Raw genomic sequence first — 14,888 nt, forward strand, 5'->3', positions numbered from 1 at the left:
GGACAGTAGCCGCTGTCGGAGGGCCAGCCAACACAGCCACGCCGAAAAGCGAGGACGACCACCCTCACGGGCGGTCGTCCTCGCTTTTCACAGGCCTGTTCGAAGGGGTCAGCCCTCGTCGTCGCCGAGCACGGAGCGCAGGCGCTTCGGCGCGGTGCCGCTGTCGACCGGCGCCTGGCTCTCGGCCCCCGTGGAGAGGGACTCGAGCTGCTGGGTGAAGTAGGTCTTGAGGCGGGAGCGGTACTCGCGCTCGAACTGGCGCAGCGTCTCCACGTCGCCGTTGAGCTTGTCGCGCTCCTTCTCGAGGTCGCCGAACATCTGCTGGCGGCGCTCGGCGGTCTCGGAGTCGAGCATCTGCGAACGCTGGCGGGCGTCGGCCTCCATGCGGTCGGCCTTGGTCTTCGACTCGCCCTCGAGGCGCTCGGCCTTGGTGCGCGCGGCGCCGACGATGCGGTCGGCCTCGTTCTTGGCGTCCTCGACGAGCTCGTCCGCGTTGCGCGTCGCGATCTCGAGGAGGCGGGCGGCAGCGTTGGACGCGTCTGCGACGGTCTCGACGCGCACCGTCTGCACGGGGGCGGCGGGCGCGGCGGCCGGCACGGGCGCCGGGGCGGCGACCGGCTCGGGCTCGGGCTCCGGCTCGGGCTCCGGCTCGGGGGCAGCAGGCGCGAACGACACCGGGGCGGGCGCCGGGGTCGACGAGCCGCCGGACTGGGCAGCCGACAGCTTGGACCGGAGGTCGTCGTTCTCCTTGGTGAGGCGGGCGAGCTCGGCCTCGACCTCGTCGAGGAACTGGTCCACCTCGCCCATGTCGTAACCCTCACGGAGCCGGACAGGCGTAAAACGCTTGTTGCTCACGTCCTCAGGCGTCAGCGGCATGACGTCACCCAAACTTTCACGATTCGATTACTCGGTGGCTCTGCTGTCAGAAGACAATAGCGCCCGGAATGCCACGGGGCACAGTGACCCATGTGACGGATGGTTCCAGTACTGGTTCCAGTACTACTGCAAGAAGATGGTCGCGACCACTCGGAGCAGCAGCCATGCTGCCACCATCACCAGCAGGAAGCTCAGGTCGAGGGCCACCTGACCGATCCGCAGCGGCGGGATCACGCGCCTCAACGCCACGATGGGCGGGTCGGTGGCGGAGTAGACGCCCTCGAGCGCGACGAGCAGCGGCCCCCTCGGCTCCCACTGCCGGGCGAACACCTGGACCCAGTCGACGATGAACCGGATCCAGAGCAGGGCGATGAAGAAGAAGAGGACGTAGTAGAGCGTCAGGCCGATGGCGTACACGTCGTCAGTATCGCGGAGGGCTGGTCAGGACTGGTTGAAGAACCCGTCCTCGACCATCCGCTCCTTGTCCTCGGCCGAGATCGCCACGTTGGGCGGCGAGAGCAGGAAGACCTTGTTGGTCACGCGCTCGATGGATCCGCGGGTCGCGAAGATGAGGCCGGCGGCGAAGTCGACGAGGCGCTTGGCGTCGTTGTCGTCCATCTCGCTGAGGTTCATGATCACGGGCGTGCCGTCGCGGTAGTTCTCGCCGACGAGGCGCGCCTCGTTGTAGTTGCGGGGGTGCAGGGTGGTGATGCGGCTCAACTCGGCCACGACTCCCGTCTGGACCGAGGCCGGTCGGCGGCGCTCGGCAAGGTCGGACACAGGGGCAGGGCGGCGCTCACGCTGGACCGGACGCTGGTCGACAGCCTCCTGGGTCGAGGTCTCGGCGTCGCCGTCGTACTCGTCGTAGTGGCCGGTGTCCTCGAGCAGGCCGAGGTACTCGCCGATCTTGCGCATCGCGCCGCTCATGAGACAGATCCTCCGCTAGACCCGGCGCCCCTCATGGGACGCCTGTTGACTGTTGTGGACATTACTGGACCGCAGGCCTCGGACCGAGGACCGCGGAGCCGACACGCACGTGTGTCGCGCCACGGGTGATCGCCGCCTCGAGGTCGCCGCTCATCCCCGCGGACAGCACGGTCGCCCCCGGGTGGTCGGAGACGAAGGACGAGCGGATGCCGGCGAGCCGGTCGAAGGCGGCCTCGGGCTGCTCACCCAGCGGTGCGACGGCCATCAGGCCGCGCAGCCGGAGCATCCCGGCCTCCTCCACCTTGGCGGCGAGCTCGGCGAGGCCGGCCGAGTCGACGCCGGAGCGGTGGTCGGCCCCGGGCGGGTCGAGGCTGACCTGCAGGAGCACGTCGACCTCGTGTCCGCGACCGTGGGCGCCGCGCGAGAGCGGGCCGACCAGCTTGGCGCGGTCGACCGACTCCACCACGTCGGCGTAGGACGCCACGGCGCCGGCCTTGTTGGACTGGAGCCCGCCGATGAAGTGCCACCGCAGGCCGAGGTCGGCGCACTCGGCGGCCTTGGCCTCCGCCTCCTGGTGGCGGTTCTCACCCACGTCGGTGACCCCGAGCCCGGCGAGCAAGCGCACGTCGGAGGCAGGGAAGTACTTGGTGACGACCACGAGCTGCACCTCGCCGGCGTCGCGCCCCGCCTCGGCGCACGCGGCGGCGATGCGGCGTCGTACGAGGTCGAGGTGGGCAGTGAGCTCGTCGCGCCTCGCGTCGGAGCCGAAGTCGGAGTCGGAGTCGGTCACGACTCGCTCCACACGACGGCGGCGAAGCGCAGGGAAGCGGCGCCGTCGCGGCGGTACGACGGCCAGCGGGGGTCCTCGCGCGTGCAGGCGTCCAGGAGCCGCACGTCGGTGACCCCGGCGGCCTCGAGCTGGGCGGTGACGCCTGCGCCGAGGTCGAGCGCGGGCGTGCCCCAGGACGTCGTGGACCGCGACGCCGGCACCTGCGCCGCGACGTCGTCCTGCATCTCCTGCGGCACCTCGTAGCAGCGGCCGCAGATGTGCGGTCCGACCCAGGCCGTCACCTCCATCGCGCCGAGGTCGCGCACCTGCTCCACGGCGGCCGGCACGACTCCGAGGGCCATCCCGCGCCGACCCGCGTGGATCGCGGCGATCGCCCCCTCGGGTGAGGCCAGGACGAGGGGCACGCAGTCCGCGGCGCGTGCCACCAGGGCCACGTCGGTGCGTGTGGTCGCCAACGCGTCGACGGACAGGACCGGCTGGTCGGCCACGTCGCCGGCGCGCACGACGTGCACGTCGGCACCGTGGACCTGGTGCATGACGAAGGGGGTGAGGCCCGTCTCCTCCGCGAGTCCGGCGAGCACGGTGGCGCGCGCCTGACCCACGTCGGGGACGATCGGCAGCTGGTCGGTGAACCCCACGGCCACGGCGCCGTGCGCCGTGGCCAGGGAGTCGCGGTGGAGGAACCTCACTTCAAGAAGTCGGGCACGTCCAGGTCGTCGTCGTCGAACTGGACCTGCCTGGCCGGCTTCGGCTGTGTCGGCTGGGCCTCGGCGCCGGACGAGGAGGACGGGGCGAACGTGGTCGGCGCGGGCTCCGCGGACGCGGAGGCCGGGGCAGGGGCCTTGGTCGCGATCTGCTGGGCCGCGGCGCGGGTCTGCTCCTGGGTCTGCGCCGGGGCCGCCGTGCGTCCCAGCACGTTGCCGTCGGAGCGGCGCTTGGGCATCCCGCCGTCGAAGCCGGCCGCGATCACGGTGACGCGGACCTCGTCGCCGAGGGCGTCGTCGATCGTGGCGCCGAAGATGATGTTGGCCTCGGCGTGCGCGGACTGCGACACGAGGGCGGCGGCCTCGTTGATCTCGAAGAGGCCGAGGTCGGAGCCACCGGCGATCGAGAGCAGCACGCCGTGCGCGCCCTCGATGCTCGCCTCGAGCAGCGGGCTGGAGACCGCCATCTCCGCGGCGGCGACCGCACGGTCCTCGCCGCGGGCCGAGCCGATGCCCATGAGGGCGGAGCCGGCGTTGGCCATCACGGACTTCACGTCGGCGAAGTCGAGGTTGATCAGGCCGGGCGTGGTGATCAGGTCGGTGATGCCCGAGACGCCCTGGAGCAGCACCTGGTCGGCCTGCTTGAAGGCGTCGAGGATCGACACGTTGCGGTCGGTGATCGACAGCAGCCGGTCGTTGGGGATCACGATGAGGGTGTCGACCTCCTCGCGGAGCTGGCTGATGCCCTCCTCCGCGGAGTTGGCGCGGCGCCGGCCCTCGAACGCGAACGGACGGGTGACGACGCCGATGGTGAGCGCACCGAGCGAGCGGGCGATGCGGGCCACGACGGGCGCGCCGCCGGTGCCGGTGCCGCCACCCTCGCCGGCGGTCACGAAGACCATGTCGGCGCCCTTGATGACCTCCTCGATCTCGTCGGCGTGGTCCTCGGCGGCCTTCGCCCCGACGTCGGGGTTGGCGCCGGCACCGAGGCCACGCGTGAGCTCGCGGCCGATGTCGAGCTTGACGTCGGCGTCGCTCATGAGGAGTGCCTGGGCGTCGGTGTTGATCGCGATGAACTCGACGCCCTTGAGGCCGACCTCGATCATCCGGTTGACGGCGTTGACGCCGCCACCGCCGATGCCCACGACCTTGATGATCGCCAGGTAGTTCTGCGCTGCTGCCACGGCTCGGGGCCTTTCGATGTGGGACGACTGGTGCGAGAAGGAGGGGAAGGACGAGGAGGTCGAGCTGCTGCCCTCGGCGAACCGTGAACCCTAACGGTGAACCTGAGGGTTATAGTTATGTCAACCTCGCCTTTCGCTAGAGATTAGGAGCCGCGCAGCACGAAACCCCGCCGGACACGCCCATCGCGGGCGTGTCGGCAAAGAAATTCCGCGTCAGCCGCGGGTGGTCGGGTTGCCAGGGACGCTGACGTCGTAGGACTGCGCCTGGACGGCGGCGAGCAGGCCGTCGAGGACCTCGGCCTTGGTGGCGGAGTCCTCCGCACTCCCCCACAGCACCTGGCGCTGGTCGCGCAGGACGAGGGTGATCTGGTCGACGGTCGCGACCTCGACGTGGTCGACGCGCGCGGCGAGGTCCTTCGGGAGGGCCGAGACGACGGTCGCGGCCTCCTTCAGCGCGTCGGTGCCGGCGGCGGCGCCGGGCCGGATGCGCGGCATCCCCTTCGGGGCCGCCTTGTACTCGCGGAAGACGACGCCGTCGGCGTCGAGGCCGCGGAGTCGCCCGCCCAGCTCGACGACCGCGACGGGGGTGCGCTCGACGACCTCGATGCGTACGCCGTCGGGCCACGAGCGCGTGACGTCGACCGACTTCACCTCGGCCAGTGCTCCCACCCGGGCCGAGGCCCGGTCCAGGTCGACGAGGGCGAGCTGCTCCCCCATCGGGACGTCGGCGAACTCGCGCACGCGGTCGTCACTGAGCAGGGAGTTGCCCACGACCTGCACCTTCTTGACCTGCAGCGCGCTGGAGAAGAACACGAGGTAGATGCCCCCGCCGACGAGCGCGAGGACGAGCAGCAGGGCCAGGACGTAGCGCAGCGAGAGCCACCGCCGGGCCCACTGGCGTCGGGCGAACCGCTTGCGCGTGCGCAGCGCGCTGCGTGCGGACTTCGCGTCGCGCGGGTCGGCGCGGACCTGCCCTGCCGGGTCCACTCAGGCGCTCCCGAGCAGCGCGAGCACGAGCGGTCCCACGGTCGTGACGTCGCCGGCGCCGAGGGTGATGACGAGGTCGCCCGGGCGGGCCCGGTCGGCGAGGGCACGGGCAGCGGCGGGGAGCCCGTCGACGTAGGCCACCTGCGCCGCCGGGAGCGGCACGGCGTCCGCGACGAGGCGACCGGTGACGGCCGGGTCCGGGTCCTCGCGGGCGACGTAGACGTCGAGCACGACGACCTCGTCGGCCGCACCGAGCGCGACGCCCATCGCCTCGCCGAAGATCCGGGTGCGCGAGACGAGGTGGGGCTGGAACGCAGCGACCACCCGGCCCGCGCCGGCGAGGGCGCGCGCGGCCTCGAGGTCGCCCCGGATCTCGACGGGGTGGTGGGCGTAGGAGTCGTAGACGCGGATGCCGTCGACCTCGCCCTTGAGCTCCATCCGGCGTCCCGTGCCGGTGAACCCGCCGAGCCCCTCGACCAGGGCGTCGAAGGCGCAGCCCAGCCGCAGGCCCATCGCCAGCGCGGCGACGGCGTCGAGGACGTAGTGGCGACCGGGGATCCGCAGCCGCAGCTCACCCAGGTCGGCGCCGGCGCGGGAGACGCGGCAGGTCGAGGTGGAGCCGGCGAGCGAGAGGTCGTGGATGCGCACGTCGGCGTCGGCGGACTCCCCCACCGTGACGACGTCGAGGCCGGCGTCGCGGGCGAACCGGGCGAGGTCGGCGGCACCGGGGTCGTCGAGCACGCAGACCAGGAAGCCGTCGCGGTCGATCGTGTCGGTGAACTCCTCGAAGGCGCGGTGGTAGGCCTCCTCGGTGCCCCAGTTGTCGAGGTGGTCGGCCTCGACGTTGGTGACGATCGCGGCGTGCGGGCGGTAGTGCAGGAAGGCGCCGTCGCTCTCGTCGGCCTCGGCCACGAAGAGGTCGTCGCTGCCGGCGTCGGAGTTGCGGCCTGTGGCGCTCAGCACGCCCCCGACGGCGTACGACGGATCGCGGCCGGCCGCGAGCAGCGCGGAGGTGAGCAGGCCGGTGGTCGTCGTCTTGCCGTGCGTGCCGGCCACGGCGAGGACGCGGGAGCCGGCCATCACGGCGGCCAGGCCGGCCGAGCGCGGCAGGATCCGCAGGCCGCGGCGCCGGGCCTCGAGCACCTCGGGGTTGTCCTCGCGGGCGGCGGTGGTCACGACCAGGGTGTCGGCGTCCGCGACGTGGGCGGCGTCGTAGCCCAGGTGGCAGGTGACGCCGAGCTCGCGCAGCGCGGGGAGGAAGGGAGTGTCGTTGTCGTCGCTGCCGCTGACCACGACGCCCTGCTGGGCCATGATCCGGGCGATCGCGGAGATCCCCGCGCCGCCGATGCCGACGCAGTGGACCCGGCCGAGCCGGTCGGCGGGCAGGATCTCGTCGGGGACAGGGATCCTCACGCCGGGCCGACCTCACGGGCGTCGAGGACCATCCGGGCCAGCTTCTCGTCCGCGTCGAGCGGGATGACCCCCCGGGCGGCGGCTCCCATCTCGGCGAGCCGCGCGGCGTCGGTCAGCAGGCCGGGCACGCTGGCCGTGACCCACTCCGGCGTCAGCGCGCCGTCGGCGACCATGAGGCCGCCGCCGGCGTCGACCACCGGACGGGCGTTGAGCGACTGCTCGCCGTTGCCGATCGGCAGCGGGACGTAGATCGCCGGCAGGCCGACGCCGGAGACCTCGGTGACGGTGTTGCTGCCCGAGCGGCAGAGCACGGCGTCGGCGGCCGCGTAGGCGAGGTCCATCCGGTCGACGTAGTTGAGCACGACGTAGGGGACGTCGCCGGAGGCCACCGTGAGCTCGTGCTTGGGCCCGACGATGTGGAGCACCTGCACACCGGCTGCGGCCAGGTCGGCGGCCGCACCGGAGACGGCGGCGTTGATCCGGGCGGCGCCCTGGGAGCCGCCGGTCACCATCAGGGTCGGCAGGTCGTCGCGGAGCCCGAAGGTGCTCAGCGCCTCCGCGCGCAGCGACGCGCGGTCGAGCGTGGAGATCAGCCGCCGGATGGGCAGGCCGGTGACGACGGCGTGCGGCAGCACGGTGTCGGGGAAGCTGGTCGCGACGTGCGTGGTCATCCGCGCGCCGAGCTTGTTGGCCACGCCGGGGATCGCGTTGCCCTCGTGGACCACGATCGGCAGGCCGCGGCTGCGCGCGGCGAGGTAGGCCGGCACGGAGACGTAGCCGCCGAAGCCGACGACCACGTCGGGGCGCACCCGGTCGACCACCTCCAGCGCGGCCGAGCGCGCGGCGCGCAACCGGGTCGGCGTCCGCAGCAGGTCGGCGCTGGGCCGGCGCGGCAGCGGCACGCGGGGCACGAACTCGAGCGGCAGCCCCGCCTCCGGCACCAGGCGCGACTCGAGGCCCTCGCGGGTGCCGAGGCAGGTGATCTCGGTCGCCGGGTCGAGGCGACGCAGGGCGTCGGCGGTGGCGAGCAGGGGCGAGGTGTGGCCGGCGGAGCCGCCGCCGGCGAGAAGGACGCGCATCGGAGCCGAATCTATCGAGTGGGCTATCGGGTGGAGGCGGACAGCCCGGCGGAACGGTTGCGCCGGCGCGCCGCCAGGGCAGCAGCCGCCTCGGGCTCGCGCCGGGCGAAGCCGATCACGAGGCCGAGCGCCACCAACGAGGGCAGCAGCGCGGAGCCGCCGTAGGACACGATCGGCAGCGGGATGCCGATGACGGGCAGGACCGCGAGCACCATGCCCACGTTGATGATCATCTGGCCCAGGATCCACACCACGATGCCGAAGGTGGCGTAGCGGACGAAGGGGTCCTCGGTGCTGAGCGCGACGCGGATCGCGGCGTAGGCGATGGTGAAGAAGAGGCCGATCACCAGGAGCGTGCCGACCAGGCCGAGCTCCTCGCCCAGCACGGCGAAGATGAAGTCGGTGTGTGCCTCGGGCAGGTCGCCCCACTTCTGGGTGGAGGCACCGATGCCCTGGCCGAACCAGCCACCGCTCGAGAGCGCGTAGAGCCCGTGGGCGGGCTGCCAGCCGGCATCGGTGAAGTCCTTGAACGGGTCGGTGAAGTTGGTGATGCGCTTGAGCCGCTCGGGGTTGGTCGCGGCGAGGGCCAGCGCCCCGGCGCCGAGGACCGACATGCTCAGCGCGAAGAGCCGCAGCGGCGCGCCGACGACCCACAGCATGCCGAGCAGGATCGCGACGAGGACCAGCGCGGTGCCGAGGTCGCGGCCGACCAGCACCAGGCCGATGACGGCGAAGAGGCCCGGCACGACCGGCACCAGCAGGTGGTGGAGCTCGCGCAGGCGACGCTCCTTGTGGGCGTAGATGTTGGCCGCCCACAGCACGATCGCCAGCTTGGCGACCTCGGCGGGCTGCATGGTGAACGGGCCGATGGCCAGCCAGTTCTTGTTGCCGTTGATCAGCACGCCGAAGCGCGCGACGAGCGCGAGCAGGACGAGCGCGAAGAGGAAGCCGGGGTAGGCCAGGCGCCGGATGTGCTTGATCGGCAGCCGCGAGGCGACCCACGCGCACGGCAGGCCGATCGCGACCCACAGCAGCTGGCGCTTCACGACTGCGTAGGAGTCGCCGGTGCTCGTGAAGGACCGCACGCTCGACGCGCTCAGCACCATGATCAGCCCGATGGTGAGCAGCAGCGCGGACGCGCCGAGCAGGAGGTAGTAGGACGCCAGCGGCTTGTCGAGCGCCTCGCGGACCGACCGCCAGCCGGCGACGATCCCGGAGCCGAGCGGAGCGCGCGCCTTGACCTCGACCGCCGGCGTGGTGGCGACGACGGTGCCCGGCACGACCTGCGTGTCGTCGGGGGTCACGGTGGTCATCGGTCCCCCTCCGGTCGGCTGCGGGTCAGGTGCGGGTCAGGTGTGGTCGGCGATCCTGCGGTGGACGGCCGCGGCGAACGCGTCGCCGCGCGCGCCGTAGTTGGTGAACATGTCCATGGACGCGCATCCCGGCGCCAGCAGCACGGTGTCCCCGGACCTCGCGAGCCCGGCAGCCGCGTCGACGACACGCCCCATGGGGTCACCAGTCTCGTCGTCGCCCACATCGATGACCGGCACATCGGGCGCGTGTCGCGAAAGTGCGTCCGCGACGACCTGCCGGTCGCGGCCCAGGAGCACGACGCCTCGCAGCCGGTCGCGGACGGCGACGACCAGGTCGTCGAACCGGGCACCCTTGGCCAGCCCGCCGGCGACCCAGACGACCGGCTCGAAGGCGGCCAGCGAGGACTGTGCGGCGTGCGGGTTGGTGGCCTTGGAGTCGTCGATCCAGGTCACCCCGTCGGCCTCGGCGACGTGGGCGATGCGGTGCCCGTCGGGCCGGAAGGCGCGCAGTCCGTCGCGTACGGCCTGCTGGCTGACGCCGTGGGCACGGGCGAGGGCCGCGGCGGCCAGGGCGTTGGCGACGAAGTGCGGGGCCGGCGACGCCAGGTCGGCCAGCGTGCAGAGCTCGGCGGCGCTGGAGGCCCGCTCCTCGATGAACGCGCGGTCGACCAGCAGGTCCTCGACCAGCCCGACGTCTCCGGAGGACGGCGTACCGAGGGTGAAGCCGACGGCGCGCGCACCCTCCACCACGTCGGCCTCGCGGACCATCTCCCGGGTGGCAGGGTCGGCGAGGTTGTAGACGCAGGCGCGCTGGACGCGCTCGTAGATCCGGGCCTTGTCGGCGGCGTAGTCGCGCATGCCGTCGGGGCCGTCGTACCAGTCGAGGTGGTCCTCGGCGACGTTGAGCACGACGGCCGACTCCGCCGACATGGAGTGCGTGTAGTGAAGCTGGAAGCTGGAGAGCTCGACGGCCAGCACGTCGTAGGGCTCGGGGTCCATCACGGCCTCGACGATCGGCAGGCCGACGTTGCCGACCGCGACCGCGCGCAGGCCCGCCGCGCGCAGGATCGACTCGAGCATCTGGACGGTCGTGGTCTTGCCGTTGGTGCCGGTGACCGCCAGCCAGGGGGCGGCGGCGTCCGGGTCGCGCAGGCGCCACGCGAGCTCGACCTCACCCCACACCGGGATGCCGCGCTCGACGGCCTGGGCGAGGAGCGGGGCGGACGGCCTCCACCCGGGAGAGGTGACCACCAGGTCGACGTCGTCGGGCAGGACCGCGGTCGCACCCGGCTCGAGCCGGATCGTGGCGCCGAGCGTCTCGAGGAGCTGGGCCTTCTCGGCCTTCTCCTCGCTCGTGGTCTCGTCGAGCGCGGTGACCTGCGCGCCGAGGAACAGCAGGTTGTCGGCGGCGGCGAAGCCGGAGACGCCGAACCCGGCGACGACGACGCGGACGCCGGACCAGTCGCTGGTGCGGTCGAGGGTGTCGATGTGGTTGCTCATCCGCGGGGTCCCCGGGGCGTTGTTCGCCGGAGGAGCGGAGCGGAGGAGGCGGAGAACGTCACGGGGTGCTTCATCCGACGCCGGCGACCCACTCGGCGTAGAAGATGCCGATCCCCGTCGCGACCGCGAGGCCGGTGATGATCCAGAAGCGGATCACGATGGTGACCTGCTCCCAGCCGAGCATCTCGAAGTGGTGGTGCAGCGGGGTCATCCGGAAGACGCGGTGGCCGGGCTGGACCTTGAAGATCGCCCGGAACAGCCCGCTGGCACGGCTGATCTTGAAGACCGACACCTGGATGATCACCGAGACGGTGATGGCGACGAAGAGCCCGCCGATGATGACCAGGAGGAGCTCGGTGCGGGTCATGATCGCGAAGCCGGCCATCGCCGCGCCGAGCGCGAGGGAGCCGGTGTCGCCCATGTAGATCTGGGCGGGCGAGGCGTTCCACCACAGGAAGCCGAAGCAGGCGCCGGTGATGGCGGCGGCCACGACCGCGAGGTCGAGCGGGTCGCGCACCTCGTAGCACTTGGGTCCGGCCTCGAGGGCGCAGGACTGGCTGTTCTGCCAGATGTTGACCAGCGTGTAGGCGGCGAAGACGAGGATCGAGCAGCCCGCGGCGAGCCCGTCGAGGCCGTCGGCGAGGTTCACCGCGTTGCTCGCGCCGGTGACGATCAGCCAGATCAGCAGGATGGCCAGCACCATCGGGAGCGCGAAGCCCTGGTGGTCGCGGATGAAGGAGATGTGGTTGGACGCCGGGCGCCAGCCGCGCTCGTCCTCGAGGACCGGCGACAGGGCGAGGATGCCGAAGACCAGGCCGACCACCGTCTGCCCGATCATCTTGGCGCGGCTGCGCAGGCCGAGGTTGTGCTGGCGGCTGACCTTGAGGAAGTCGTCGAGGAAGCCGACGGCGCCGATCCCCACGAGCAGGAACAGCAGGAGCAGCGCGGACGCGGTCGGCGCCTGGCCGGTGATCAGCTTGGCGGCGAAGTAGCCGACCACGGTCGCGATGATGATGACAGCGCCGCCCATGGTCGGGGTGCCGCGCTTCACGTGGTGCGAGGTGGGGCCGTCGTCGCGGATCGGCTGCCCGAACCCCTGGCGCGTGAAGAAGCGGATCGCGTAGCGCGTGCCGAGCAGCGAGATCAGCAGGGAGAGTCCTCCTCCGAACAGGATGGCTCTCATCTGGCGGTGCTCCCTTCGGTGCCGGCCCCGGTGAGGAGGTCGTCGGCGATCAGTTCCAGTGCGGCCCCCCGTGACGCCTTCACGAGGACGACATCAGCAGCCGAGACATTCTGCCGCAGCCAGTCGACGGCTTCGGCACGCCCCGCCGTGGGGATGGTCACTCCCCCGCTGCCGGACGTCCCTTCGACGCTCGCGAACCCGTCGGCGATCCCTCCGGCGGCGACGCTGACGAGCACGTCGACCCCGACCCGGGCGGCGTAGGCCCCCACGCCGTGGTGCGCCTCGGCCGATCCGTCGCCGAGCTCGCGCATCTCGCCGAGCACCGCGATGGTGCGCCGGCCGCTGCGCGCGCCGATGCCTCCGAGGGTCTCGAGGGCGGCGCGCATCGACTCGGGGTTGGCGTTGTAGGCGTCGTTGATGACCACCACGCCGTCGGGGCGCTCGGTGACCTCCATCCGCCAGCGGCTGGCGGGCGTGACGTCGCCCAGCGCGTCGGCGACCGCGTCGAGGTCGAGCCCGGCCGCGAGCGCCATCGCCGCGGCGGCCGCGGCGTTGCGCCACTGGAAGGCACCGATCTGGGCCAGGTGGACCGTCGCGCCGGAGCCGCGGTGGGACATCTCGAAGGACTGGCGGCCGATCTCGTCGGTCGTGATCTCGCTGACGGACACGTCGGCGGCCCCGGCGGGGCGTGCGCTGCCGAAGGTGCTCACCGCCGCCCGGGTGCGGGGCGCCATGGCGGCGACCAGGTCGTCGTCGGCGTTGAGCACCGCGGTGCCGTCGGCGGGGAGCGCCTCGACGATCTCGCCCTTCGCGAGCGCGATCGCCTCGCGGCTCCCGAACTCGCCGATGTGGGCGGTGCCGACGTTGAGCACGGCCGCGACGTGGGGCGGCGCGATCGCGCACAGCTCGGCGATGTGGCCGACGCCGCGCGCGCCCATCTCGACGACGAGGTAGCGGGTCTCGGGCGTGGCGCGCAGGACCGTCAGCGGCACACCCAGCTCGTTGTTGAAGTTGCCGCGGGTCGCGACCGTCGGGCCGGCCTCGGACAGCACGTGGGCGAGGTAGTCCTTGGTGCCGGTCTTGCCCTGCGAGCCCGTCATCGCCAGGACGGTGACGTCGGGGAGCCGGTCGACCACGTGGCGCGCGAGCCGGCCGAGCGCGGCGGTCACGTCGTCGACGACGACCGTGGGCAGCTCCGTCGGGCGGCTGCCGAGCACCGCGACGGCGCCGGCCTGCCCCGCGGCCGCGACGAAGTCGTGGCCGTCGACGCGCTCGCCGGCGATCGCCACGAACAACCCGCCCGCCTCGGGCGTGCGGGTGTCGAGGAACGCGCCGCCGGTGACGGTCGCGTCGCCGTGGGCCACACCCCCGACGACGTCGGCGACCTCGGCCAGGGTCATCTCGATCACCCGGCACCTCCGGCAGCCCGGATCTCCTCCGCGGCGACCGCGCGGTCGTCGAAGGGGTGCACCACGTCGCCGACGGTCTGGCCGGTCTCGTGGCCCTTGCCGGCGACCAGCACGACGTCGCCGGTGCGCGCGCGTCGTACGGCCTCACGGATCGCGAGCCGCCGGTCGCCGACCTCCACCACCTCCGCGGTGCCGCCGGTCGTGCCCTCCATCACCGCCGCGCGGATCGACGAGGGGTCCTCGGTGCGGGGGTTGTCGTCGGTGACCACCACGACGTCGGCCAGCCTGGCCGCGATCTCGCCCATGACCGGACGCTTGAGCGTGTCGCGGTCCCCACCGGCGCCCACGACGACGAGGACCCGGCCGTCGGTGAGCGGGCGCAGCGTCGTGAGGACCGCCTCCAGCGCGTCGGGCTTGTGGGCGTAGTCGACGACGACCGAGAAGTCCTGGCCGCAGTCGACCTGCTCGAGGCGACCCGGTACGCCGCCGACGCGGGCGATGCCGTCGGCGACCTGCTGGGGGTCGAGCCCGGCGAGCGCGGCCGACGCGATGGCGGCGAGCGCGTTGGAGACGTTGAACTCCCCCGGCAGGTTCACCGCGGCCGCGACCGTGACACCGGGCCCGGTGACCGTGAAGGTCGCTCCGGACGGCGTGAGCACGACGTCGCTCGCACGCCAGTCGGCATCGGCACCGGCGCTGGAGAACGTCGACATCGGGATCGTGGCGACGTCGAGGAGGCGGCGGCCGAGCTCGTCGTCGAGGTTGGTGAGCCCCACCCGTGCACGCTCGGGCGTGAAGAGGCTGGCTTTCGCGGCGAAGTAGTCCTCGACGGTCTCGTGGAAGTCGAGGTGGTCGCGCCCGAGGTTGAGGAACGTCGCGACGTCGAAGACCACCCCGTCCACCCGGCCGAGGACCAGCGCGTGGCTGGAGACCTCCATCGCGCAGGTGTCGACGCCGCGCTCGCGCATCACCGCGAACAGGCCGTGGAGGTCGGGCGCCTCCGGGGTGGTGAGCTGCGTCTTCACGTCCTCGCCGGCGATGCGCGTGCCGACGGTGCCGATCACCGCCGACGTCACCCCCGACGCGGTCAGCCCCTGCTCGAGGATCCGCGTCGTGGTGGTCTTGCCCTGGGTGCCGGTGACGCCGATGACGCGCAGGTCGCTCGCAGGATCGCCGTAGAGGTGGGCGGCGAGGCCACCCAGGACGCGGCGCGGCTCCGGTACGACGATCGCGGGCGCGCCGGCCGGCAGCCGGTCGAGCCCGGCCGCGTCGGTCAGCACCGCCACCGCGCCCGCGTCGAGCGCCTGCCCGGCGAAGTCCGCACCGTGGGCGCGCGCGCCCGGCAGGGCGGCGTACAGGTCACCGGGGAGGATCCGCGCGGTGCTCAGCGAGATCCCCGAGACGGCGACGGCGAGGTCACCGTGCACGGTCACGTCCGTGCGTGCCGACAACCACGCTGCCAGGTCGGCGGCGGGGGTCGACGGGGCCTGCTGCGGCCGGGTCGCGCTCACTGCCTGATCCAC

Annotated in this window: 14 protein-coding genes; all 14 read right to left on the reverse strand. The window is 72.7% G+C overall.

Annotated features, from left to right (window positions below; translation table 11 throughout):
- Window positions 1-108: 108 nt before the first annotated feature.
- Window positions 109-876 (reverse strand): DivIVA domain-containing protein, encoded by a 768-nt coding sequence (locus tag BLV76_RS20515; protein WP_090971667.1) that lies wholly within the window; start codon window positions 874-876, stop codon window positions 109-111.
- Window positions 877-999: 123 nt separating this feature from the next.
- On the reverse strand, window positions 1,000-1,293 hold the full coding sequence (locus BLV76_RS20520; protein WP_090971669.1) for a YggT family protein: 294 nt from the start codon (window positions 1,291-1,293) through the stop codon (window positions 1,000-1,002).
- Window positions 1,294-1,317: 24 nt separating this feature from the next.
- Window positions 1,318-1,803 (reverse strand): cell division protein SepF, encoded by a 486-nt coding sequence (locus BLV76_RS20525; RefSeq protein WP_090971671.1) that lies wholly within the window; start codon window positions 1,801-1,803, stop codon window positions 1,318-1,320.
- Between the two features lie 61 nt (window positions 1,804-1,864).
- Window positions 1,865-2,593, reverse strand: coding sequence for a YggS family pyridoxal phosphate-dependent enzyme (locus BLV76_RS20530; protein ID WP_090971673.1), 729 nt, complete (start codon window positions 2,591-2,593; stop codon window positions 1,865-1,867).
- Window positions 2,590-3,282 (reverse strand): purine nucleoside phosphorylase YfiH/LACC1 family protein, encoded by a 693-nt coding sequence (locus BLV76_RS20535; RefSeq protein WP_090971675.1) that lies wholly within the window; start codon window positions 3,280-3,282, stop codon window positions 2,590-2,592. Before BLV76_RS20535 ends, BLV76_RS20530 begins: the two co-directional genes overlap by 4 nt.
- The gene (ftsZ, locus tag BLV76_RS20540) at window positions 3,279-4,481 is read right to left on the reverse strand and encodes a cell division protein FtsZ (protein ID WP_090971676.1); all 1,203 of its coding nucleotides are present in this window, start codon (window positions 4,479-4,481) and stop codon (window positions 3,279-3,281) included. The genes BLV76_RS20535 and ftsZ overlap by 4 nt, the downstream gene beginning before the upstream one ends.
- 213 nt (window positions 4,482-4,694) lie before the next feature.
- Window positions 4,695-5,468: a cell division protein FtsQ/DivIB gene (locus BLV76_RS20545; RefSeq protein WP_090971678.1), complete on the reverse strand. Its 774-nt coding sequence runs from the start codon at window positions 5,466-5,468 to the stop codon at window positions 4,695-4,697.
- Window positions 5,469-6,881, reverse strand: a complete 1,413-nt coding sequence (gene murC / locus BLV76_RS20550; RefSeq protein ID WP_090971680.1) for a UDP-N-acetylmuramate--L-alanine ligase — start codon at window positions 6,879-6,881, stop codon at window positions 5,469-5,471.
- Window positions 6,878-7,960, reverse strand: a complete 1,083-nt coding sequence (gene murG / locus BLV76_RS20555) for an undecaprenyldiphospho-muramoylpentapeptide beta-N-acetylglucosaminyltransferase (protein WP_090971682.1) — start codon at window positions 7,958-7,960, stop codon at window positions 6,878-6,880. The genes murC and murG overlap by 4 nt, the downstream gene beginning before the upstream one ends.
- A 23-nt stretch (window positions 7,961-7,983) precedes the next feature.
- Complete coding sequence (ftsW, locus tag BLV76_RS20560; RefSeq protein ID WP_090971684.1) at window positions 7,984-9,273, reverse strand: putative lipid II flippase FtsW; 1,290 nt, start codon at window positions 9,271-9,273, stop codon at window positions 7,984-7,986.
- 36 nt (window positions 9,274-9,309) lie between these two features.
- Window positions 9,310-10,773 carry a UDP-N-acetylmuramoyl-L-alanine--D-glutamate ligase gene (gene murD / locus BLV76_RS20565; RefSeq protein ID WP_090971686.1) on the reverse strand — a complete coding sequence of 488 codons (1,464 nt, stop codon included), beginning with the start codon at window positions 10,771-10,773 and terminating at the stop codon, window positions 9,310-9,312.
- 70 nt (window positions 10,774-10,843) lie between these two features.
- Window positions 10,844-11,956: a phospho-N-acetylmuramoyl-pentapeptide-transferase gene (gene mraY, locus BLV76_RS20570; RefSeq protein ID WP_090971688.1), complete on the reverse strand. Its 1,113-nt coding sequence runs from the start codon at window positions 11,954-11,956 to the stop codon at window positions 10,844-10,846.
- Window positions 11,953-13,356: a UDP-N-acetylmuramoyl-tripeptide--D-alanyl-D-alanine ligase gene (locus BLV76_RS20575; protein WP_245734965.1), complete on the reverse strand. Its 1,404-nt coding sequence runs from the start codon at window positions 13,354-13,356 to the stop codon at window positions 11,953-11,955. The genes mraY and BLV76_RS20575 overlap by 4 nt, the downstream gene beginning before the upstream one ends.
- Before the next feature lie 5 nt (window positions 13,357-13,361).
- Window positions 13,362-14,888, reverse strand: a complete 1,527-nt coding sequence (locus tag BLV76_RS20580) for a UDP-N-acetylmuramoyl-L-alanyl-D-glutamate--2,6-diaminopimelate ligase (RefSeq protein ID WP_175539771.1) — start codon at window positions 14,886-14,888, stop codon at window positions 13,362-13,364.

The organism is Nocardioides exalbidus (assembly GCF_900105585.1).
Lineage (GTDB): Bacteria > Actinomycetota > Actinomycetes > Propionibacteriales > Nocardioidaceae > Nocardioides > Nocardioides exalbidus.